The sequence below is a fragment of the Duganella margarita genome (genome assembly GCF_009857535.1).
Classification (GTDB): Bacteria; Pseudomonadota; Gammaproteobacteria; order Burkholderiales; family Burkholderiaceae_D; genus Rugamonas; species Rugamonas margarita.
On the sequence record NZ_WWCS01000002.1, the window covers coordinates 161,030 to 182,440 of the forward strand.

19 protein-coding genes are annotated in these 21,411 nt (G+C 63.5%); all 19 read left to right on the forward strand.

The genetic code is table 11. The features are described from left to right. Positions 1 to 5: 5 nt before the first annotated feature. The gene (rsmH, locus tag GTP55_RS03290; RefSeq protein ID WP_161043555.1) at positions 6 to 977 is read left to right on the forward strand and encodes a 16S rRNA (cytosine(1402)-N(4))-methyltransferase RsmH; all 972 of its coding nucleotides are present in this window, start codon (positions 6 to 8) and stop codon (positions 975 to 977) included. Continuing rightward, a complete protein-coding gene (ftsL, locus tag GTP55_RS03295; RefSeq protein ID WP_110847275.1) occupies positions 974 to 1,249 on the forward strand; it encodes a cell division protein FtsL in 276 nt (91 codons plus the stop codon). Before rsmH ends, ftsL begins: the two co-directional genes overlap by 4 nt. Continuing rightward, positions 1,246 to 3,021 carry a peptidoglycan D,D-transpeptidase FtsI family protein gene (locus tag GTP55_RS03300; protein ID WP_161043556.1) on the forward strand — a complete coding sequence of 592 codons (1,776 nt, stop codon included), beginning with the start codon at positions 1,246 to 1,248 and terminating at the stop codon, positions 3,019 to 3,021. The genes ftsL and GTP55_RS03300 overlap by 4 nt, the downstream gene beginning before the upstream one ends. Beyond that, positions 3,018 to 4,586 carry a UDP-N-acetylmuramoyl-L-alanyl-D-glutamate--2,6-diaminopimelate ligase gene (locus GTP55_RS03305; RefSeq protein ID WP_161043557.1) on the forward strand — a complete coding sequence of 523 codons (1,569 nt, stop codon included), beginning with the start codon at positions 3,018 to 3,020 and terminating at the stop codon, positions 4,584 to 4,586. The genes GTP55_RS03300 and GTP55_RS03305 overlap by 4 nt, the downstream gene beginning before the upstream one ends. Continuing rightward, on the forward strand, positions 4,586 to 5,971 hold the full coding sequence (locus GTP55_RS03310) for a UDP-N-acetylmuramoyl-tripeptide--D-alanyl-D-alanine ligase (protein ID WP_161043558.1): 1,386 nt from the start codon (positions 4,586 to 4,588) through the stop codon (positions 5,969 to 5,971). The genes GTP55_RS03305 and GTP55_RS03310 overlap by 1 nt, the downstream gene beginning before the upstream one ends. Positions 5,972 to 5,973: 2 nt before the next feature. Next, entirely contained in the window at positions 5,974 to 7,143 is a 1,170-nt protein-coding gene (gene mraY / locus GTP55_RS03315; protein WP_110847271.1) for a phospho-N-acetylmuramoyl-pentapeptide-transferase, read from the forward strand. Continuing rightward, complete coding sequence (gene murD / locus GTP55_RS03320) at positions 7,143 to 8,732, forward strand: UDP-N-acetylmuramoyl-L-alanine--D-glutamate ligase (protein ID WP_161043559.1); 1,590 nt, start codon at positions 7,143 to 7,145, stop codon at positions 8,730 to 8,732. The genes mraY and murD overlap by 1 nt, the downstream gene beginning before the upstream one ends. Then, on the forward strand, positions 8,732 to 9,952 hold the full coding sequence (gene ftsW / locus GTP55_RS03325; RefSeq protein ID WP_161043560.1) for a putative lipid II flippase FtsW: 1,221 nt from the start codon (positions 8,732 to 8,734) through the stop codon (positions 9,950 to 9,952). The genes murD and ftsW overlap by 1 nt, the downstream gene beginning before the upstream one ends. Beyond that, positions 9,949 to 11,028, forward strand: a complete 1,080-nt coding sequence (gene murG, locus GTP55_RS03330; RefSeq protein WP_161043561.1) for an undecaprenyldiphospho-muramoylpentapeptide beta-N-acetylglucosaminyltransferase — start codon at positions 9,949 to 9,951, stop codon at positions 11,026 to 11,028. Before ftsW ends, murG begins: the two co-directional genes overlap by 4 nt. After that, on the forward strand, positions 11,025 to 12,416 hold the full coding sequence (murC, locus tag GTP55_RS03335) for a UDP-N-acetylmuramate--L-alanine ligase (RefSeq protein ID WP_161043562.1): 1,392 nt from the start codon (positions 11,025 to 11,027) through the stop codon (positions 12,414 to 12,416). The genes murG and murC overlap by 4 nt, the downstream gene beginning before the upstream one ends. Before the next feature lie 3 nt (positions 12,417 to 12,419). Then, positions 12,420 to 13,379 carry a D-alanine--D-alanine ligase gene (locus GTP55_RS03340; protein ID WP_161043563.1) on the forward strand — a complete coding sequence of 320 codons (960 nt, stop codon included), beginning with the start codon at positions 12,420 to 12,422 and terminating at the stop codon, positions 13,377 to 13,379. Positions 13,380 to 13,386: 7 nt separating this feature from the next. Next, positions 13,387 to 14,190: a cell division protein FtsQ/DivIB gene (locus GTP55_RS03345; RefSeq protein WP_161043564.1), complete on the forward strand. Its 804-nt coding sequence runs from the start codon at positions 13,387 to 13,389 to the stop codon at positions 14,188 to 14,190. 14 nt (positions 14,191 to 14,204) lie between these two features. Continuing rightward, on the forward strand, positions 14,205 to 15,437 hold the full coding sequence (gene ftsA, locus GTP55_RS03350) for a cell division protein FtsA (RefSeq protein WP_110847264.1): 1,233 nt from the start codon (positions 14,205 to 14,207) through the stop codon (positions 15,435 to 15,437). 171 nt (positions 15,438 to 15,608) lie between these two features. Next, entirely contained in the window at positions 15,609 to 16,835 is a 1,227-nt protein-coding gene (gene ftsZ, locus GTP55_RS03355; protein WP_161043565.1) for a cell division protein FtsZ, read from the forward strand. An 81-nt stretch (positions 16,836 to 16,916) separates the two neighbouring features. Next, positions 16,917 to 17,420 (forward strand): peroxiredoxin, encoded by a 504-nt coding sequence (locus tag GTP55_RS03360; RefSeq protein ID WP_161043566.1) that lies wholly within the window; start codon positions 16,917 to 16,919, stop codon positions 17,418 to 17,420. Between the two features lie 39 nt (positions 17,421 to 17,459). Beyond that, a complete protein-coding gene (locus GTP55_RS03365; RefSeq protein WP_161043567.1) occupies positions 17,460 to 18,149 on the forward strand; it encodes a response regulator transcription factor in 690 nt (229 codons plus the stop codon). Beyond that, the gene (locus GTP55_RS03370) at positions 18,142 to 19,344 is read left to right on the forward strand and encodes a sensor histidine kinase (protein ID WP_161043568.1); all 1,203 of its coding nucleotides are present in this window, start codon (positions 18,142 to 18,144) and stop codon (positions 19,342 to 19,344) included. The genes GTP55_RS03365 and GTP55_RS03370 overlap by 8 nt, the downstream gene beginning before the upstream one ends. A gap of 76 nt (positions 19,345 to 19,420) precedes the next feature. Next, positions 19,421 to 20,296, forward strand: a complete 876-nt coding sequence (locus GTP55_RS03375) for an extracellular catalytic domain type 1 short-chain-length polyhydroxyalkanoate depolymerase (protein ID WP_161043569.1) — start codon at positions 19,421 to 19,423, stop codon at positions 20,294 to 20,296. A 252-nt stretch (positions 20,297 to 20,548) separates the two neighbouring features. Next, positions 20,549 to 21,391 (forward strand): DMT family transporter, encoded by an 843-nt coding sequence (locus GTP55_RS03380; protein WP_161043570.1) that lies wholly within the window; start codon positions 20,549 to 20,551, stop codon positions 21,389 to 21,391. The last annotated feature ends 20 nt before the right edge of the window (positions 21,392 to 21,411 follow it).

Here is a 21,411-nt window from a genome sequence, read left to right on the forward strand (position 1 = left end):
ATTTCATGACCACGACAACGGTGCCTGAATTCCAGCATCGCACGGTGCTGCTAGACGAAGCAGTCGATGCGCTGGCGCTGGCCGGCGCGCGCGCCGACGGCGTGTTCGTCGACGGCACCTTCGGCCGCGGCGGCCACTCGCGTTTGATCCTGTCCAAACTGGGCGCCAAGGCGCGCCTGGTGGCGTTCGACAAGGATCCGCAGGCCATCGCCACCGCCGAACAAATCAACGACCCGCGCTTCACCATCGTGCACGACAGCTTTGCCACCATGCGCGAGTCGCTGGCGGCCAACGGCGTGGACCAGGTGGACGGCATCCTGCTCGACCTGGGCATCTCGTCGCCGCAGGTGGACGACGCCGCGCGCGGCTTCAGTTTCCGCAACGACGGCCCGCTCGACATGCGCATGGACACCACGCGCGGCATGTCGGCGGCGGAGTGGCTCGCCACTGAAAACGAACAGACACTGGAAAAGGTGATAAAGGAATATGGGGAAGAACGGTTTGCTTTTCAGATTGCAAAGGCGATTGTTGCTCGCAGGGCAGTCGAGCCAATTTCAACCACACGACAGCTTGCCGGCATCGTGGCAGGCGCGGTCAAGACTCGGGAAAAGGGCAAGGATCCGGCAACCCGCACATTTCAGGCTATCCGGATTTTCATCAATAAAGAGCTTGAAGACCTTGAAGTCGGTCTGACCCAGGCTTACGCCAGCCTGGCGCCGGGCGGAATTATCGCCATCATCAGCTTCCACTCGCTGGAAGACCGCATGGTAAAGCGCTTCTTTGCGTCCAAGGCCAATGTCGAGCAGCCTGACCGCCGCCTGCCGATCCGCGCGGTGGACCTGCCGCAGCCGGAACTCAAGCTGCTGGCCAAGATCAAGCCATCCGATGCGGAAGTCGACGCCAATCCGCGCGCCCGTTCGGCGGTGATGCGCGTGGCGCGCCGCCTGCCGATTCCTGTGGATGCGGAGGCTGCATGAGCGGCAAGATCAACCTGGTGTTGACGGCGTTGCTGGTCGCGTGCGGCCTGTCGCTGGTCAACGCGCAGTACCAGGCGCGTCATCTGTTCATCGAGCTGGAACGCGCGCAGACGCAGGCGCGTCAGCTGGACATCGAGTGGGCCCAGTTTCAGCTGGACCAGTCGACGCTGGGCAAGCACGCGCGGATTGAAGAAATCGCGCGCCGCGATCTGAACATGACGCAGCTGACCGCCGCGCGCACCCAATACCTGACGCCGGAGCCAGCAAAATGAGCCGCTCCAACAATGTGAACACCTCCCGCGTGGCCGCCGCCAAAGGCGTGGCCTTCTCCAAGAGTCCAGTGCTGGCAGTGCGTCTGCCAACCTGGCGTTCGCGCGTGGTGCTGTTCGTATTGTTCGCCGCCTTCGTGGCGCTGGGCGTGCGCGCGCTGTGGTTGCAGGGCGTGTCGACCCAGTTCCTGCAAAAACAGGGCGCCAGCCGCTATATGCACACGCTGGAACTGCCGGCCACGCGCGGCAAGATCACGGACCGCGACGGCCAGGTGCTGGCATCGTCGGTGCCGGTCAAGGCCATCTGGGCGATCCCGGAAGACGTGCAGGAAGCGCCGCCGGCCAAGCTGAAACAGCTGGCCAGGCTGCTCGACATGACGGATGCCGAACTGCAGAAAAAACTCGACTCGGACCGCAGCTTCGTCTACCTGAAACGCCAGGTGGAGCAGGACGTGTCCGACCAGATCGCGAAGCTGGACATCGACGGCATCCAGACCCGCAAGGAATACAAGCGCTTCTACCCGCAGGGTGAAGTGACCACCCACGTGGTGGGCTTTACCAACGTGGAGGACCAGGGCCAGGAATCGATGGAGCTGGCGCAGCAGAAAACCCTGCAAGGGGTGACCGGCAGCCGCCGCGTGATCAAGGACCGCCTCGGCCACATCGTTGAAGATATCGAGTCGGTGCGCGAGCCGCACGACGGCAAGGACCTGACGCTATCGATCGACAGCAAGATCCAGTACATCGCTTTCACGCAGGTGAAAGACGCGGTGGAGAAGTTCCACGCCAAGGCCGGCGCCGCCGTGGTGCTGGACGTGCACACCGGCGAAGTGCTGGCGCTGGCCAACTGGCCAACCTACAACCCGAACGACCGCTCCAAGCTCACCGGCGAACAGCTGCGCAACCGCGTGATGACCGACACCTTCGAGCCGGGATCGTCGCTGAAGCCGTTCACCGTGGGCCTGGCGCTGGACGAGAAGCGCATCACGCCGCACACCATGTTCGACACCGGCGCCGGCTCGGCGCTGATCGGCGGCCATATCATTCACGACACGCACCCGCACTACCTGATCGACGTGCAGACCATCATCCAGAAGTCGTCCAACATCGGCACCTCGAAGATCGCGCTGGGCATGCCGGCGCAGGATATGTGGGAGATGTTCACCAAGGTCGGTTTTGGCCAGCAGCCAAAGTGGGGCTTCCCCGGCGCGGTGGCGGGCCGCGTGCGTCCGTATAAATTGTGGCGCACGGTGGAGCAGGCCAATATGAGTTTCGGCCAGGGTATTTCGGTATCGCTGATCCAGCTGGCGCGTGCCTACATGATCTTCGCCCGCGACGGCGACATCATTCCGCTGTCGTTCCAGAAAGTGAGCGAGGCGCCGCATGGCACGCCGGTGGTCAGCCCGAAGACGGCGGCTGAAATGCGCGAGATGCTGGAAATGGTGACGCAGCCGGGCGGCTCCGCCGTCAAGGCGCAGGTACCGGGCTATCGCGTCGGCGGCAAGACCGGCACCGCGCAGAAGGTGTTAAACGGCCGCTACTCGCAAACCAAATATATCGGTAACTTCATCGGCATGGCGCCGATGTCCAACCCGCGCTTCATCATTGCCGTCATGATCGACGAGCCGGGTGGTCCGGTGCACGTCGGCGGCGACGTCGCCGGTCCGGTGTTCTCGGCGCTGGCGGCCCAGGCGCTGCGCGCCAAGAACGTGGCGCCGGACTCGGACCTGACCCATATCATCATTCCTGAATCTGCAGCACAGGGGAACATGTGACGACTTCTACTTTCGACCCGTTGGCTATTGCAGCCGCAATCCGCAAGCTGGCGCCAGGCGCGCAGCTGGCGTCGGATTCGCGCCGCATCAAGCTGGGCGATGTGTTCTTTGCGTTTGCGCCGGCCGCAGGCGACGCCGCCGATGGCCGCAGCTTTATCGACGGCGCCATCGAGCAGGGCGCAGCACTGATCGTGCTCGATCCGGCCGGCTTTACGTGGAACGACAAGTGGAGCGTGCCGTACCTGACGGTCGAGGACTTGAAGAGGAACGCGGGCGCCATCGCGAACGCTTTCTATGCGCAGCCGGATGCCGGCATGTTCACCGTGGCCGTCACCGGCACCAACGGCAAGACCTCCAGCGCCGTGTGGCTGGGCCAGGCCCTGTCGCGCGGCGGTGAACCGGCCGCCGTCATCGGCACGCTGGGCGTGGGCGTGTTCCGTCCGCGCGGTGAAGTGGAATACGATGTTACCGGCTACACCACGCCGGATGCAGTGCTGCTGGCGCGTTCGCTGGCGGAGCTGCGCGACAAAGGCGCGACCTCGCTGGCGATTGAAGCCTCGTCCATAGGGCTGGAACAGGGCCGCCTGTCGGGCATGCGCTTTGACGTGGCGCTGTTCACCAACCTGACGCGCGACCACCTGGACTATCACGGCACCATGGAAGCCTACGAGGCGGCCAAGCTTAAACTGTTCCAGTGGCCTGGCCTGAAAACCGCCGTCGTCAATCTAGACGATCCGGCCGGCGTGCGCATCATCGATCACCTGAAAGCCCAAGCCGCACCACTGGCCGGCGAGATCCCGCTGATCGGCTACACGCTGCACGACAGCACCGCGCGTCCCGACATCGACGGCGTGCTGATACTGCGCGCCAGCCAGTTGCGCGCAGGCCGCAGCGGCGGCACCGAATTCCATCTGGCGTGCGCTCTGGGCGTGGCGCAAGTGCGCACGCATCTGGTGGGCGGTTTCAATATCAGTAATGCACTGGGCGTGATGGGCGCGCTGTTGGCCAAGGGCCTCGGCCTGCGCGCCGCCATCGAAGCGGTGGAAGCGCTGGAACCGGCGCCGGGCCGCATGCAGCAAGTGGGCGGCCACGATGCGCCGCTGGTCGTCATCGACTACGCACACACGCCGGACGCGCTGGAGAAGACCCTGGCTGCGCTGCGTCCGGTGGCCACCGACCGTGGCGGCCAGTTGTGGTGCGTGTTCGGCTGCGGCGGCGACCGCGATCCGGGCAAGCGTCCGCAGATGGGCAAGCTGGCGCAGGCGGCCGACCATGTGCTGGTCACCAGCGACAATCCGCGCAGCGAAGATCCGCATTCGATCATCGAACAGATCCTGGCCGGCATGGACCAGAACAATCCGGCATCGACGGTGCAGGCACTGGACGACCGCGCTGGCGCCATCCTGTCGGCAGTCAAGCATGCGGCCAAGCCGGACGTGATCCTGCTGGCTGGTAAAGGCCACGAGCCGTACCAGGAAATCAAAGGCAAGAAGCTGCCATTCTCCGACGCCGATCACGCGCAACTGGCGCTGTCGGCCCGCTTAACCATGATGAGGACGAATTAATGCGTGCAGCACTCGCACAAATTCTGCCTTCCCTGACCGGCGCCCGCATTGTGGGTGACGGCGAAGTTGTATTCAACGGCGTCTCCACCGACAGCCGTAGCGTCATCGCAGCCAATCTGTTCGTCGCCCTGCGCGGCGAAGTGTTCGACGCCCACAGCTTCCTGCCGCAGGCAGCGGAGAAGGGCGTCGCCGCCGTCATCGTTGAAGAACTGCCGGAAGGATTTTCGCTGCCGGCCGTCGTGGTGCCGAATACGCTGGTGGCGCTGGGCCAGATCGCCAACTGGTGGCGCAAGCAGTTCAGCATGCCGGTCATCGGCGTCACCGGCAGCAACGGCAAGACCACGGTCAAGGAGATGATCTCCGCGATCCTGGCCGCCGCCCATGGTGAGGAAGGCCGCCTGGCCACGCGCGGCAATCTGAATAACGAAATCGGCGTGCCACTGACGCTGTTCCGCATGGAAGCCAGCCAGCAGTCGGCCGTAATCGAGATGGGCATGAACCATCCGGGCGAAATCGGTCGCCTGGCCGCCATCGCCGGCGCCAACATCGCCATGGTCAACAACGCCCAGCGCGAACACCAGGAATTCATGCACACCGTGGAAGCGGTGGCGCGCGAAAACGGCGCCGTGCTGGCCGCGCTGCCGACCGATGGCGTCGCGGTGTTCCCGCATGGCGACGAGTTCACGCCGGTGTGGGAAGAACTGTCGGCCGGCCGCCGCATGCTGCGCTTCGGCTTGACCAAGGATGCAGAAGTCAGCTGCACCTTCCGCGCCGACGATTTCGCCAGCGAGATGTTCATCACCATCTGCGAAAGCGAAGCCGATACACAGCAGTTCTTCGTCCGCCTGCAGGCGGCCGGTGAGCACAACGTGCGCAACGCATTGGCTGCGGTGGCGTGCACCTACGCCGCCGGCATCCCGCTGGAAAAGATCAAGCTGGGACTCGATACCTTTGCGCCGGTCAGCGGCCGCCTGCAGAAGAAGCAGGCCGCCAACGGCTCGGTGGTCATCGACGACACCTACAACGCCAATCCGGATTCGGTGCGCGCCGCCATCGACGTGCTGTCGAAAGCCGCCGCGCCGCGCATTCTGGTGCTGGGCGATATGGGCGAAGTCGGCACGCAGGGCCGCGAGTTCCACGAAGAAGTCGGCGCATACGCGCAAACAAAAGGCATCGAAACGGTGCTGGTTACAGGCGAACTGGCTGTGCACATCCACGGCGCAAATGTTCGTCATTTTGAAAACTTTGGCGATTTGCTGGCTGCTGTCGAAGCAGCGGCATCGCCTGATGCAACTGTATTAATCAAGGGCTCCCGATTCATGAAAATGGAGCGGGTCGTGCAGCATTTGATTGGGTCGCAACAAGCTAACAAGGAAAGTCACTAATCATGCTGCTCTGGCTCGCACAATTTTTCCAGCAGGACGTCGGGTTACTCCGGGTATTCAACTTCATTACCTTCCGCGCGGTGTTCGCCACCGCGACGGCGCTGTTCATCGGCCTGGCCGCGGGTCCGTTCGTGATCCGCAAGCTGACCGCGATGAAATACGGCCAGGCCGTGCGTACCGATGGTCCGCAGACCCACCTGAAAAAACAGGGCACGCCGACCATGGGCGGTGTGCTGATCCTACTGTCGATCGCGATTTCCACGCTGCTGTGGTGCGATCTGTCGAACCGCCTGATCTGGCCGGTGCTGATCGTCACGCTGGGCTTTGGCGCGGTCGGCTGGGTGGATGACTACCGCAAGGTGGTGTACCAGGACCCGGAAGGCATGCGCTCGCGCGAGAAGTATTTCTGGCAGTCGCTGGTCGGTATCGCCGCCGCGCTGTACCTGGCGTTTTCGGTGTCGGCGCCGAGCACCTCGCAGGTGTTCGAGCTGTTCTTCGCCTGGGTGCGTTCCGGCTTCGAGATGGATCTGCCGCCCAAGGCTGACTTGATTGTGCCGTTCTTCAAGACCATCAGCTATCCGCTGGGTGTGTGGGGCTTCATCGCGCTGACCTACTGTGTCATCGTCGGCTCGTCCAACGCCGTTAACTTCACTGACGGCCTGGATGGCCTGGCGATCATGCCGACGATTATGGTCGGCTCGGCGCTCGGCCTGTTCGCTTACCTGACCGGTAGCGCCAACTATTCGAAGTATCTGTTCCTGCCGCATATTCCTGGCGCGGGCGAACTGATTATCTTCTGCGGCGCGCTGGCTGGCGCGGGTCTGGCCTTCCTGTGGTTTAACACCCATCCGGCGCAGGTGTTCATGGGTGACGTCGGCGCGTTGGCGCTGGGCGGCGCGCTGGGCACCATCGCGGTGATCGTGCGTCAGGAGATTGTGTTGTTCATCATGGGCGGCATCTTCGTGGCGGAGACGGTGTCGGTGATGATTCAGGTGGTGTGGTTCAAGTACACCAAGAAGCGCTACGGCACCGGCCGGCGCGTGTTCCTGATGGCGCCACTGCACCACCACTTTGAACAAAAAGGCTGGAAAGAAACCCAGGTTGTCGTTCGCTTCTGGATTGTGACGATGATTCTGGTCCTGGTTGGACTCTCGACGTTGAAACTGCGCTGATGATTTACGACGGCAAAAACGCACTGGTATTAGGGCTGGGAGAATCCGGCCTGGCGATGGCGCTGTGGCTCGCCCGCAGCGGCGCGCGCGTGCGCGTGGCCGATACGCGTGAGTCGCCGGATCGTCTGCCGGCGCTGCGCGCAGCCGTGCCGGATGCTGAATTCGTCGCCGGCCCGTTTGGCGCGTCACTGCTGGAAGGCGTGGACTTCGTCACCGTCAGCCCAGGCCTGGCGCCGGGCCGAGAGTTGAAAGAGATTGCGCCGGCCGCCGCTGCCGCCGGCATTGAAGTGTGGGGCGAGATTGAACTGTTCGCGCAGGCGCTGGAAGCGCTGAAGACGGAACGCGGCTACTCACCGAAAGTCATTGCCATCACCGGCACCAACGGCAAGACCACCGTCACCACGCTGGTCGGCCAACTGTGCGAACGTGCCGGCAAGACTGTGCGCGTGGCCGGCAACATCAGCCCGGCCGCACTGGACGTGCTGCGCGAAGTGCTGGACGCGTCGCCAGCGCCCGCCGCTCCGGCCGGCCACGACGCATCCGATGCCGCACCAGCCGACGCTGCCGCCGCGCCGTCGCCCGCCGCGCAGCTGCCGGAAATCTGGGTACTCGAACTCTCGTCCTTCCAGCTGCAGACCACCTTCACGCTGGAAGCCGACGCGGCGACCGTGTTGAACGTGACGCAAGATCACCTGGACTGGCACGGCGACATGCCATCGTACGCCGCCGCCAAGCACCGCATCTTCGCCGCCAATACCGTGCGCGTCCTGAACCGCGATGACGCCACCACCATGCGCATGGCCAGCGCCACCGGCCATAACGTCACCTTCGGCACCGACGCGCCAGTGCTGCGGGACGACCTGGGCCTGAACAACGAGCGCGGCGTGCTGTGGCTGGCCACCGCCGTTCCGGCCGAAGAAGAGGGTGAACCGAAGAAACGCAAAAAGAACGATCCGCCGCCACCGCCGGTGGAATGCATCGTCAAGAACCTGATGCCGGCCGACGCGCTGCAAATCCGCGGCGTCCACAACGCCGCCAACGCGCTGGCCGCGCTGGCCCTGTGCCGCGCCATCGACCTGCCGCTGGCGCCACTGCTGCACGGCCTGCGCGAATATCGCGGCCAGCCGCACCGCGTGGAACTGGTCAGCGCGATCAATGAAGTTGAATATTACGACGACAGCAAGGGCACCAACGTCGGCGCCACCGTGGCCGCGCTGAATGGCCTGGGCAAGGCCTTCACCGGCGCCAACCAGCGCCTGGTGGTCATCATGGGCGGCGACGGCAAAGGCCAGGACTTCGCGCCATTGGCTGAGCCAACCGCGCAGTTTGCGCGTGCCGTGCTGCTGATCGGCCGCGATGCGCCGCAGATCCGCGCCGCGCTGCAAAACACCGGAGTCGAGCTGGAAGACTGCGGCACCGACCTGCCGCAGGCCGTCAAGCGCGCCAGCGCACTGGCGCAAGCCGGCGACGCCGTGCTGCTGTCGCCGGCCTGCGCCAGCATGGACATGTTCAAGAACTACGCGCATCGCGCCCAGGTGTTCATCGACACCGTGCGTGACATCGCCCTCGACGCTGGACAGGAGATCTGATGCCGCTCCAGCTGCCCTTCCGCTTTGGCGCCAAGTCGGCTGAATCGCCGATGGATAGCCGCGCGCGGCAGTCGAAGATGATGGAGTACGACCAGCCACTGGTCTGGGTCACGCTGTTGCTGATGCTGCTGGGGATGGTGATGGTGTACTCGGCCTCCATCTCGCTGCCGGATTCGCCGAAGTTCGCCAATTACGTCCGCTGGCAGAACACCTACTTCCTGCAACGCCAGGCGATGTTCATCGGCGTGTCGCTGGTCGCAGGCCTGTTCGTGTTCCGCATCCGCATCGCCGACTTGCAGAAGGCCGCACCGTACCTGTTTATCGGCACGCTGGTGCTGCTGGTGGCGGTGCTGATTCCCGGCCTGGGCGTGGTGGTCAACGGTGGCCGCCGCTGGCTGTCGCTGAAGGTTTTCAACGTTCAGCCATCTGAATTGATGAAAGTCGTGGCCGTGCTGTACGCCGCCGACTACACGGTGCGCAAGCAGCAATACATGCACAAGCTGACCAAGGGCTTCATGCCGATGGCGGCGGCAATCGGCTTTGTCGGCCTGTTGCTGTTGCTGGAGCCGGACCTCGGCGCCTTCGGCGTGATCGTCTGCATCGCCATGGGCATTCTGTTCCTGGGCGGGATCAACGCCGTCTGGTTCGGCGGTATCGGCGCCGTGCTGATGATGATCTTTGGCGCCATCATCGCGCTGTCCAAGTTCCGCCGCGAGCGTTACTTCGCCTACCTCAATCCGTGGGAAGAAGACAATGCGATGAACAAGTCCTACCAGCTGACGCACTCGCTGATCGCCTTCGGGCGTGGCGAGATTTTCGGCGTAGGCCTTGGCGGCAGCGTGGAGAAGCTGCATTACCTGCCGGAAGCGCATACCGACTTCCTGCTGGCAGTGATCGGCGAAGAACTGGGCCTGGCCGGCGTGCTGGTGGTGATCGCACTGTTCTACTGGATCATCAAGCGCGCCTTCGATATCGGCCGCCAGGCCATCGCCATCGACCAGACCTTTGCCGGCCTTACCGCCAAGGGGATCGGCATCTGGATCGGCGTGCAGACGTTTATTAACATGGGCGTGAATCTGGGTTTACTGCCAACCAAGGGCTTGACCCTGCCGCTGATGAGCTATGGCGGCACGGGTGTTGTGATTAACTGCGTCGGACTCGCGATCCTGCTCCGGATCGATTACGAGAACCGGGTCCTGATGCGTGGTGGCAGACTATGAAACGATTAATGATTATGGCGGCCGGCACGGGCGGTCACATTTTCCCGGGCCTGGCGATTGCGCAAACCATGCGCGCGCGCGGCTGGGAAGTGAGCTGGCTGGGCACTTCCACCGGTATGGAGCAGGACCTGGTGCCGAAACACGGCATCGCGATGGACAGCATCCACTTCACCGGCATGCGCGGCAAGGGCATCAAGCACTCGCTGGGCGGCGCGCTGAAGATGGTCAAGGCGTTCAAGGATTGCTTCAGCTTCATTGGTCGCCGCAAGCCGGACGTGGTGATGGGCATGGGCGGTTATGTCACCGTGCCGGGTGGTTTGATGTCGCGCATGCGCGGTACGCCGCTGGTGCTGGTGAACGCCGATGCGGCGCTGCTGCTGTCGAATAAAACGCTGGTGCCGTTCGCGGACAAGGTGTGCTTCGGCTTCCCGGCCAACTTCGGCACGGCCGCCGGAAAAGCGGTGGTCACCGGTAATCCGGTGCGCAAGGAAATCCTGGACATGGCAACGCCGGCAGCACGCTTCGCCGGCCGCGAAGGTCCGCTGCGCATTCTGGTGGTGGGCGGCAGCCTCGGTGCGAAAGCGCTGAACGACAGCTTGCCGGCAGCGCTGGCGCTGATTCCCGAAGCTCAGCGTCCGCTGGTGACTCACCAGTCGGGCAAGAAGAATATCGATGCGCTGCGCGCGGCGTATCAGCAGGCCGGCGTGACGGCCAACGTGGTCGACTTCATCGACGACATGGCGGCTGCCTACAGCGTTGCGGATCTGGTGATCTGCCGCGCCGGCGCCATCACCGTGTCGGAACTGACGGCGGCGGGCGTGGCCAGCGTGCTGGTGCCGTTCGTGGCGTCGACCACCAGCCACCAGCGCGACAACGCGCAGTGGATGGCGGCGCAGAAGGCGGCGATTCACATGCCGCAAACGGAATTGAGCGCGCAAGCAGTTGCGACGCTGTTGGAAACGCTGACCCGCGCCGCCTGCCTGGCCATGGCCACGGCGGCGCGCGAGGTCGGCAAGCGCGATGCGAATGAAGCAATCGCACAGGTATTGGAAGCATTAGCATTGGATAAGCTGTGAAACACAAAGTACAGAACATACACTTCGTCGGCATCGGCGGCAGCGGCATGAGCGGCATTGCAGAAGTGCTGCTGACGCTGGGCTACACCGTATCCGGCTCGGACCTGGGCAGCAACGCTGTCACCCAGCGCCTGGCCGATATGGGCGCGATCGTGTATCAGGGACACGCGGCGGAAAATATCGGCAAGGCCGATGTCGTCGTCACCTCCACCGCTGTGCAGCAGGACAACCCTGAAGTCGTGGCGGCACGCGGCCGCAAAGTGCCGATCGTTCCGCGCGCGCTGATGCTCGGTGAGTTGATGCGCCTGAAGCGCGGCATCGCCATCGCCGGCACCCACGGTAAAACCACCACCACCAGTCTGGTGGCGTCGGTGCTGGCGCAGGGCGGTCTCGATCCGACCTTCGTCATCGGCGGCCGCCTGACCAGCGCCGGCGCCAACGCCAAACTGGGCACCGGCGAATACCTGGTGGCGGAAGCTGATGAATCGGATGCCTCATTCCTGAACCTGACGCCGATGATCGAAGTGATCACCAACATCGACGCCGATCACATGGAAACCTACGAGCACGATTTCGAGAAGCTCAAGCAGGCGTTCGTTCACTTCACGCACCGCCTGCCGTTCTACGGCCGCGCCATGCTGTGCATCGACGATCCGCATGTGCGCTCGATCCTGCCGCAGGTGACCAAGCCAGTCACCACCTACGGCTTTGCCGAAGACGCTGAAGTACGCGCCGTGAACGCGCGCGCCGTCGGCGTGGAAATGCACTTCACCGTTATCCAGGAAGGCTATCCGGACCTGGACGTGGTGCTGAACCAGCCAGGCCTGCACAATGTGCAGAATGCCTGTTCGGCGATCGCCATCGCCCGCGAGATCAATATTCCCGACAGCGCCACGCAAGCCGGCCTGGCTGGCTTTGCCGGCGTTGGCCGCCGCTTTACTAAATACGGCGATGTCGCCATTCCTGGCGGCGGAACCTTCACGCTGGTGGACGACTTCGGTCACCACCCGCTGGAAATGGAAGTGACCATGGCCGCCGCGCGCGCCGCCTATCCGGGCCGCCGCCTGGTGCTGGCGTTCCAGCCGCACCGTTACAGCCGCACGCGCGACCTGTTTGAAGACTTCGTCAAGGTTCTCGGCGCGCCGGACGTGCTGGTGCTGGGCGAGGTGTACGCCGCCGGCGAAGCGCCGGTGGTGGCAGCCGACGGCCGCGCGCTGGCGCATGCATTGCGCGCACGCGGCAAGACGGAACCGATTTTTGTTGAGGCGATCGGCGATATGCCGGAAACCATCATGGGCGTGGTGCGTGACGGCGATGTCGTCATGACCATGGGCGCAGGCTCGATCAGCGGCGTCCCGGCCAAACTGACTAATTATCCAAAGGTCTGAATCGTGAGTACCCTGAACCTTCAAGACGCACAATCATTCGGCAAGGTCGGCGTGCTGTTTGGCGGCCGTTCTGCGGAACGTGAAGTATCCAATATGTCCGGCGCCGGCGTGCTGGCTGCGCTGCTGAGCAAGGGCATCGACGCCCACGCCTTCGATCCGGGCCAACGCTCGCTGGCCGAACTGGCGGCGGAAAAATTCGACCGCGTGTTCATCGCGCTGCACGGCCGCTACGGCGAAGACGGCAGCCTGCAAGGCGCGCTGGAACTGCTGGGCATTCCCTACACCGGCAGCGGCGTGATGGCCAGCTCGGTGGGCATGGACAAGATCACCACCAAGATCGTGTGGCTGAACGCCGGCTTGCCGACGCCGCGCTACACGGTGCTGAACGCGCAATCGGACCTGGCGGCCACCGCCGCCGATCTGGGCCTGCCGCTGATCGTCAAGCCGCCGCATGAAGGTTCGACCATCGGCATCACCAAAGTGAGCGAAGCCGGCGCCTTCCAGGCCGCCTACGACATCGCCGCCGCGCTGGACGATTCGGTGCTGGCGGAGGAATTTGTCACCGGCCGCGAATTCACGGTCGCCATCCTGGGCGGCGGCGCCACGGCGCGCGCGCTGCCGATCGTGGAGATCGTCGCGCCGGAAGGCAATTACGACTATCAGAACAAGTACTTCACCGACGACACCAAGTATCACTGCCCGGCGGTGCTGCCGGACGCGCTGACCGCCGAGATGCAACGCATTGCGGTGGAAGCCTACCGTACGCTGGGCTGCGAAGGCTGGGGACGCGTCGACGTGCTGCTGCGCGAGCGTGACCAGAAGCCGTTCCTGCTGGAGGTGAACACATCTCCGGGCATGACCAGCCACTCGCTGGTGCCGATGGCGGCGCGCGCGGAAGGCATCAGCTATGAGGATCTGTGCGTGGAAATCCTGCGCACCGCCCGTTTGAAGTTGAAGGGATAAGCAGTAGATGTGGCAAGACGCGAAGGCTTTGAATGCAACCGCCAGCGGCATCGTTGCGATGACGCTGCTGGCCTGCATAGCAGCCGGCGTGTGGTGGGTGTCGCAGCGGCCGATGTTCAACCTGCGCACCATCCGTATCGAGAGTATCGGGCCGCAGGACGATTTGCGGCATGTGAATCATCTGACGCTGCGTAACAACGCGCTGGGCCGGATCAAGGGCAACTTCTTCACCACCAACCTGGATGCGGTACGCCAGGCGTTTGAGTCGGTGCCCTGGGTCCGCCGCGCAACGGTACGCCGCGAGTGGCCGGACCAGTTGATCGTGGCGCTGGAAGAGCATGAGGCGCTGGGTACCTGGGGCGAGGATGGCCGCCTGCTGTCGACCAAGGGCGATGTGTTCACCGCCAACCTGGCCGAGGCGGAAGAGGATCATGCGCTGCCGGAGTTTGATGGACCGGACGGCAGCGAGAAGGAAGTGCTGTCGCGGTACGACGAGTTGCGCCACTGGTTTGCGCCGCTCAAGCTGGTGCCGCAGGCGCTGTCGCTGTCGGGCCGCTATGCGTGGACGGTGAGACTGGATAACGGAATGAGCGTGGCGCTGGGACGGGAACAGACCAGCACCACGTTGAAGGAAAGGGTAGACCGGCTGGTGGGCATTTATCCGCAGCTGGTGGAGCATCTGCCCAATATAGAAACGATCGACATGCGGTACCAGAACGGTTTGGCGTTGAGCGCGCAGGGATTGAAGATTCCAGCGGAAGGCGCGAAGCCAAAACCATTAGTGAAAAAACCGGACACCAAGCATAACTAGCAGGCAGAGAAGAAATGACTAAAGACGCGAAAAACCTGATCGTCGGCCTCGATATCGGCACCTCCAAAGTGGTGGCCGTGGTGGCCGAGGTGATGGCCGATGGACGCCACGAAGTGATTGGCCTGGGCCAGCACGAATCGCGAGGCCTGAAGAAGGGCGTGGTGGTCAACATCGAAGCGACCGTGGAATCGATCCAGCGCGCGCTGGAAGAAGCGGAGCTGATGGCCGACTGCAAGATCCGCAATGTCTACGCCGGCATCGCGGGCAGCCATATCCGCAGCTTCAATTCGAGCGGCATGGTGGCGATCAAGGACAAGGAGGTGACGGCGACCGACGTAGCGCGCGTCATTGAAACGGCAAAGGCGGTTAACATACCGACCGATCAGCAACTGCTGCACACCGTGCCGCAAGAGTTCATCGTCGACAGCCAGGAAGATGTGCGCGAGCCGATCGGCATGAGCGGCATCCGCCTGGAAGTAAAAGTGCACATCGTCACGGGCGCGGTATCGGCGGTGCAGAACATCGTCAAGTGCGTGCGCCGCTGCGGCCTGGAAGTGTCGGACCTGATCCTGCAACCGATGGCCTCCGCCGATGCGGTGCTGACCGGCGACGAGAAGGAACTGGGCGTGGTGCTGATCGACATCGGCGGCGGCACCACCGACGTGGCGGTGTTCTCCGACGGCGCGATCCGCCACACGGCCGTGATCCCGATCGCCGGCGACCAGATCACCAACGACATCGCGATGGCGCTGCGCACGCCGACCACCGAAGCGGAAGAGATCAAGATCCGCTACGGCGTGGCCAAGCAGGTGCTGGCCGATCCGGGCGAATCGCTGGAAGTGCCGGGCCTGGGCGACCGCGGTCCGCGCAACCTGTCGCGCCAGGCGCTGGCCGCAGTGATCGAGCCGCGCGTCGAAGAGCTGTTCGCGATGGTGCACCAGGTGGTGCGCGAGTCGGGTTATGAAGGCGTGCTGTCCTCGGGCATCGTGCTGACCGGCGGTACCGCGATCATGCCAGGCATGGTCGAAATGGCGGAAGACATATTCCTCAAGCCGGCGCGCCTTGGCACGCCGGACTACCGTGGCCAGCTGGCCGACGTGGTGCGCAGTCCGCGCTACGCGACCGTGCTTGGCCTGTTACAGGAAGCGAAAAAGCAGTACCTGCGTGGCCACATCGTCACGCGGCAGGATGGATCGGTAAAGGCAGTCTGGCAGCGCATGAAGGAATGGTTCTTAGGTAATTTCTGACAGCGTGTCGTTCCCGCACAGGCGGGAATCCATGCTGAGTATAGGTTCCCGCTTGAGCGGGAACGACACGTAGCTAAATTTTTTATATTAAACCGCAGTTTTCAATCTCCAGTTCTCCTACAATTATGAGGACTGGCGCTTGGAAACCGCATTCTGATAGGGAGTCACATCATGGAGTTCGATATGGTCGATAACGCAGCTTTAGGCACCGTCATCAAGGTCGTCGGCGTTGGCGGTGCGGGTGGCAATGCGGTGCAGCATATGATCAACAAGGGCATGTCGGGCGTCGAGTTCATCGCCGCCAACACCGATGCGCAGGCACTGGCCACCTCGAAGGCCGACAACATCATCCAGATCGGCGAGACCGGTCTGGGTGCAGGCATGAAACCGGACGTCGGCCGCAAGCTGGCGGAAGAATCGCGCCAGCGCATTGAAGACTCGCTGCGCGGCGCACACATGGTGTTCATCGCTGCCGGCATGGGCGGCGGCACCGGTACCGGCGCCGCGCCGATCGTCGCCGAAGTGGCGAAGTCGCTGGGCGCGCTGACCGTGGCCGTGGTGTCGAAGCCGTTCTCGCACGAAGGCCAGAAGTGCATGGACATCGCCGACGAAGGCCTGGAACAGCTGTCGGCCAACGTCGACTCGCTGATCGTGATCCTGAACGAGAAGCTGGAAGAGATCTACGAAGACGAATCGCTGATCGAATGGCTGCAACACGCTGACGATGTGCTGAACAATGCCGTTGCCGGTATCGCCGAGATCATCAACGTGCCGGGCCACATCAACGTCGACTTCAACGACGTCAAAACCATCATGGGCGAGCAGGGCAAGGCTATGATGGGCACCGCTACCGCGTCCGGCGTGGACCGCGCGCGCATCGCCGCCGAACAGGCCGTGGCGTCGCCGCTGCTGGACGGCGTCGACCTGTCGGGCGCCCGCGGCGTGCTGGTGAACGTCACCGCCTCGCGTGGCCTGAAAGGTAAAGAGATCAAGGAAGTCATGGCGGCCGTGCGCGCGTTTGCGGCGCCGGATGCGTCGATCGCCCAAGGTATCGCCTACGACGACGACATGGGCGACAGCATCCGCGTGACCGTGGTTGCGACCGGCCTGGGCAAAGCCAAGAAACACGTGCAACTGGTGCCGCAGCAAATGCTGCGTACCGGCACCCACAACAGCCCGATGATGCCATCGGCTGCGATGGGCGGCGCGGCGGCAGCGCAAGGCATGTCGATGGGCGCCACCGGCGGCTTGGGCGGCGGTGCATCGCCGGCCTTCGACGGCATGAAGGCGCCGGCGGTATGGCGTCGCGAATCGGCTTCCGAGCAGGTGCGCGCGATGGAGAAGAACGGCATGGAAACCTACGACATTCCCGCCTTCCTGCGCAAACAGGCCGATTAAGGCATACTGCCGGTTCTATTCCGGGAAGAGCCGCACCTCGGGTGCGGCTTTTTTATATTCATGCAGATAAAGGAGTCATCCATGACCATCAAAATCGGCGACCAATTGCCAGAAGGCAGCTTGTCCGAATACATCGAAATCGAAACCGAAGGCTGCTCGCTGGGCCCGAACACCTTCAACGTGCAGGATCTGGTCAAGGGCAAGACCATTGCCATCTTCGGCCTGCCAGGCGCGTTCACGCCAACCTGCTCGGCCCAGCACGTGCCGGGTTATGTGCAGCACGCGGACGAATTCAAGGCCAAGGGCGTGGATGAAATCTGGTGCATCTCGGTCAACGACGCGTTCGTGATGGGCGCCTGGGGCCGCGACCAGAAAGCCACCGGCATCGTCCGCTTCATGGCTGACGGCAACGCTGCATACTCGAAAGCACTGGGCCTGGACGCCGACTTCAGCAAGTTCGGCATGGGCACCCGCTCGCAGCGCTACTCGCTGCTGGTGGTGGACGGCGTGGTCAAGCAGCTGAACGTCGAACAGGGCGGCAAGTTCGAAGTGTCGAACGCTGAAACCCTGCTGGGCCAGCTGTAATCAGTCAAACGGCGCTGCGGCGCCGTTTTATTTTTCCCTATGATAACCCGCTCGCTGAGCATACTGGTGGTGGAAGACCATCCGATTATCGCCCACCAGATCGTCGCCTTTCTCGATGGGCTGAAGTGGCAGGCCGACCATGCGGCCAGCGGCGCGCTCGCCATCGATCTGGTCATGCGGGAAACGTATGACGTGGTGCTGCTCGACCTGAATCTGCCTGATCTGGACGGGCTGGAGGTCTGCCGCGCTATCAAGGAACGGGCGCCGCGCAATGTGCCGGTGCTGATGTTGACAGCGCGCGATGCGTTCGAAGACAAGGCGCGTGGTTTCAAGCAGGGCGCCGACGATTACCTCACCAAACCGTTCGACCTGCGTGAGCTCGCCTTGCGATGTGAAGCGCTGGCGCGGCGCGGGCAGTTGCATCTCAAGCAGGAAATGCAGGTCGGCCCGTTGACGCTGCTGTTGCGCGAAAAGCGCGCGCTCTATCACGACACGCCGGTGGCGCTGACGCAGGCCGGTTTCAAAATCCTGCTGCAGATGTGCAAGGCGTATCCGCATGCCGTTTCGCGCTCGGCCTTGCTGCATGAGTTGTGGGGCGCCGATCCGCCGCACAGCGATGCGCTCAAATCGCACGTCTATGCCTTGCGCAGGCAGCTGGAGCTGGCCGGCGCGCTGCAGATGATTGTCACCCTACCGCAGCTGGGCTACCGGCTGGACGTGCATGGCTAGCTCGATCCGCCGCGGCCTGTTCGCCGCACTGGCCGGCTTCACCATCTTCATTTGTCTGTGCTACACCGGACTGGCGCTGGTTATTTCCTATGTGACCGAGGACATGCTGATCGATCATCTGCTGAAAAGGGAAGCGGCCGCCATGACGGTGCATTTCCGCCAGCATGGCGTGCTCAAGCAACCTGCCGATGAGCTGATCCATGCCTATGCCGACGTCGACGCGCTGCCGCCGGTGGCGCGCGCCCAGGTTGCCGCCGGCCATGAGCGCGCCGAGATTGCCACCGGCACCGGGCAGCACTACCATTTGCGCACGCTCGATCTGCCGGGCGGGCAGCGGATTTATCTGTTGGCCGACGTGCAGCCGTTGCTGGTGGTGTCCAAGCTGTTCCAGGATGTTGGCGGCTTGCTGACGGCGATCGCGCTGGGCCTGATTGCGGCGGCGCTGCTGCTCGCTTATCTGCTATCCCGGCGGCTGGTCGCACCGTTGCAGGTGCTGGCGCAGGAGGTGCGCAGCCAGGCGCCGACTGGCCCGGTGGCGTTTAGCGGACGGCATCGGCGCGACGAGATCGGTTATCTGGCGCAAAAACTCAGCACCACCGTCAGCGAACTGCATGCGACGCTGAACCGCGAGCATGCGTTCACGCGGGACATCAGCCACGAGTTGCGCACGCCGCTGACGGTGATGCGCAACACCTTGCACCAGGCGGCGTCACGCCCGCTCGAGGCGCAGGAAACGGCGCTGCTGCAGAGCGGGCTCGATGAGATGGCCAGCACCATTGACGTATTGTTTGCGCTGGCGCGCGCGCAACACATCGCTGAGGAGCTAGTCGATCTGCGCGGCTGCATCGAGGAGAGCCTGCTGCGCCTGCTCGACGATACTGACCGTCTGCAACTGCACTTGCCCGAGCGGCTGCAGGTACTGGGCAATCGCCAGCTGGTCATGCTACTCATGAATAATTGCCTGGGCAATGCGCTGTTCCATGGCGGTGCGGGCGCGCGCTTGCGCTTGTCGTTTGCTGATGGTGTGCTCAGCGTGGAAAATTCGCTTGATCCTGCCCGCGCCGGCGCGATGCAGGGCTTTCAGCACGGCCAGCACCTGCTGCGGCGCATTGCTGATGCTATGCGGTGGGACCTCGGGTTCCACGCCGGTGCGGCGGCCTATCGGGTCGACATCACGCCGTTGCGCGCGCACTGAAGCCGGGCCGATTTCACCGGGATTTCACCGCAGCGCGGCTATCCTGCGTATTCCTCAACGTTCCCGGGTCCGCAGCATGAAAATCCTGATCAGCTTCATCTTCCTCGCATGCGTTTCGCTGTCCGCGTTTGCGCAGGTCAAATCGCTACTCCACAAGGAGGAAAAGCGCCGTTATCTGGTGTACACGCCGGCCTCCTATGCCAGCGAGCCGAACCGGGCCTTTCCGGTGGTGTTCAACTTTCATGGCAGCGGCATGAGCATGGCGGAGCAAATGCTGTATACGCAGATGAATCGCGCGGCGGACCGCCACCAGTTCATTGTGGTCTATCCGCTGGGGATAAAGCAGGACTGGAATGTCGGTTTCGGCATGTCTTATCTTGAGGGCACGGACGACATCGGATTTACCGAAGCGTTGCTGACGCGATTGCAGCAGGATTACCGCATCGACAGCCGGCGGGTATACGCCACCGGCCTGTCGCGCGGCGGCTTTTTCACGTTGCGCCTGGCGGCCGAGTTGCCGCAGCTGTTCGCGGCCGTCGCGTCGGTCGGCGGACCGATGCCCGAGCCGGTGGTGCAGCACCACACCAGGCCAGATAAGGTCGGCGTGCTGCTGATTCACGGTACGGCGGACCAGGTCGTAGCCTACGGCGGCAAGCCTGGCGGCTACCTGTCGGCCCACGACAGCTACCACTACTGGCTGAAACGGAACGACATCAGCGCGGTCGCCGCCAGCCGCCGCCTCATCGACAACGACGCAGACGATGGCACACAGGTGAACTGGATTGAGCAAAGCGACGGCAAGCAAAGCGTGGCCCTGGCGACCGTCAGCGAAGGCGGCCATACCTGGCCCGGCGCCGATCCGTTCAACGTTGGCCTACCCATCGGCAAAACCACCCGCGACATCGACGCTAACGAAATCATCTGGCAGTTCTTCGCAAAACACGCCCGTTAGGCTGCCGCAGGCGCATCCCCATCCTCGCATCGGCGAACAGGGTTTCAACCAGGTCGGACCCGGCCGCGTGGCACCATCTAGGACCGGTGCTGCTGCTCGCTTGTGGCGCCATTTGCTATAATCACAAGGACAGCGCAACGCTGTGCTGGCTCCGGACGTCGCCATAATGACGTTCCCAGTGGTCCGCCCGGACCGATCGTCAAGGAGCCGCTTCTGTCCTCCCGTCAAGAAAACCTGCACAGCATCTATGCGATGCTGATTGCCGTTGCCATGTTCTCGTTCATGGACACCAGCATGAAGCTGCTGTCCGCCCATTACCCCGCCATGCAGGTCACCGCGCTGCGCTCGCTCAGCTCGCTGCCGCTGCTGTGCGGCTACATGCTGTACCGCGGCGCGTTCAAGACGGTGCTGCGGGTGCGCTGGCCGATGCACGTGTTCCGCGCTGTGCTCGGCATCGCCATGCTGACCACCTTTGCCTACGGCCTGAAGTCGCTGTCGCTGGCCGAGGCGTATTCGATCTTCTTCATCGCACCGGCGCTGATTACGGCGCTGTCCGTATGGGTGCTGAAAGAGCACGTGGTGGCCGGCCAGTGGGTGGCGATCGCGGTCGGGTTGCTGGGCGTGCTGGTGGTGCTGCGGCCTGAAGGCACGGGCTTTCTGTCGCTGGGCGGCCTGGCGATTCTGGCGGCGGCGGCCTGCTATGCGGTGTCGGCCATCAGCGCGCGCGTGCTGGCGCGCACCGACAGTACCGAGTCGATGATGTTCTGGCTGCTGACCTTGATGGCGGCCGGCGCGGTGGCGCTGTCGTACAACATCTGGGTGCCGGTGCGCGCCGAGCATGGCTGGATACTGCTGGCGCTGGCCTTGTCCGGCTTCTTCGGCCAGCTGGCGATCACCAAGGCGTTCAGCACCGGCAAGGCGTCGATCGTGGCGCCGTTTGAGTACACGGCGCTGGCCTGGGGCGTGGCGATCGACTGGCTGTTGTGGCAGGCGCTGCCGGACGGCTATACGCTGCTGGGCGCCGGCATCATCATCGCCAGCGGCGTCTACCTTGTGCGGCGCGAAGCGGTCCATGTTGAAGCCGAGCATCCTTGACCACAGTTCGCTATAATCGC